The sequence below is a fragment of the Sedimenticola hydrogenitrophicus genome (assembly GCF_029017505.1).
In the GTDB taxonomy this organism is placed as follows: domain Bacteria; phylum Pseudomonadota; class Gammaproteobacteria; order Chromatiales; family Chromatiaceae; genus Sedimenticola; species Sedimenticola hydrogenitrophicus_A.
In genome coordinates this window covers 1-1,183 of sequence record NZ_JAQGEI010000101.1, presented here as the reverse complement: position 1 = coordinate 1,183, position 1,183 = coordinate 1, and the positions used below count along the sequence as shown (strand labels likewise).

The window sequence follows — 1,183 nt, the reverse complement described above, 5'->3', positions numbered from 1 at the left end:
GCATATTCCGGCCCAACCTGAACACCCATTCCGGTTCAACGTGAACACCTGTTCTGGTTGAACGTGAACACCCATTCCGGCGCAAGCTGAACACTTTTTCGGTTTTTCCGGAATCGGTGTTCACAATCCCGGAATCACTGTTCACGTTCAACTGGAAACCTTCCCAACGCATTGTTTTTCAATCTTTTTGGTACCCTCTCTCGCTTTTTGGGGAGAGGCCATGCCTGCGAAGAGGACTGCAATGCGAAAAATCCGAGATATTCTCCGCTTACGGTTGTCGGCCGGGCTGTCGATCCGTGCTATCAACGCCAGCACCAAGGTCAGTGTCGGCGCCATCCAAAAGCTGCTGGCCCAGGCCAAGGCACTGGAGCTTGACTGGCCGTTGCCGGCCGAGCTCGACGACAGCCAACTGGCCCGGCTGTTCTATCCCGAGGCCGACACCCGCGTCTCCTCCCGCTACCAGGTTCCCGACTGGGCGAGTCTCCACCAGGAGCTCAAACGCAAGGGGATGACCAAGCAGCTACTGTGGGAGGAGTACACCCGGCAATACCCCAACCGCTGCTACAGTTACTCCCAGTTCTGCGACCGCTACACGCACTGGCGGGGGCTGCAGAAGCGCTCCATGCGCCAGAGCCACCGGGCCGGCGAGAAGTGCTTCGTCGACTACTGCGGCCAGACGGTGCCCATCATCTGCGCTGACACCGGCGAGTTCCGCCCGGCCCAGGTCTTCGTCGCGGTGCTCGGCGCCTCCAACTACACCTATGCCGAGGCGACCTGGAGCCAGGCGCTGCCCGACTGGCTAGGCAGCCATGTGCGGACATTCGAATACTTTGGCGGCACCCCCGCCATGGTGGTCCCGGATAACCTCAAAAGTGGCGTCAGCCGCGCCTGTCGCTATGATCCGGACCTCAACCCCAGCTATCAACAGCTGGCTGCACACTATCAGCTGGCCGTGGTGCCAGCACGGCCCTACAAACCCAAAGACAAGGCCAAGGCCGAGGTGGGAGTGCAGATCGTCGAGCGCTGGATCCTGGCCCGCCTGCGCCATCACAGCTTCTTCTCCCTGGCGGAACTGAATCAGTGCATCCGCACCCTGCTGGATGAGCTCAACCTCAAGCCCTTCAAACAGCTGCCCGGTAACCGCCGCGAGGCCTTCGCGCAACTCGACCAGCCGGCACTGCGC

The 1,183-nt window shown here is 61.1% G+C and carries 1 protein-coding gene; it reads left to right on the top strand.

Annotated features, from left to right (window positions below):
* Window positions 1-220 precede the first annotated feature (220 nt).
* Window positions 221-1,183 (top strand): IS21 family transposase (istA, locus tag O9K64_RS23425; protein WP_275100537.1); only part of this gene is annotated, 963 nt, incomplete at its 3' end.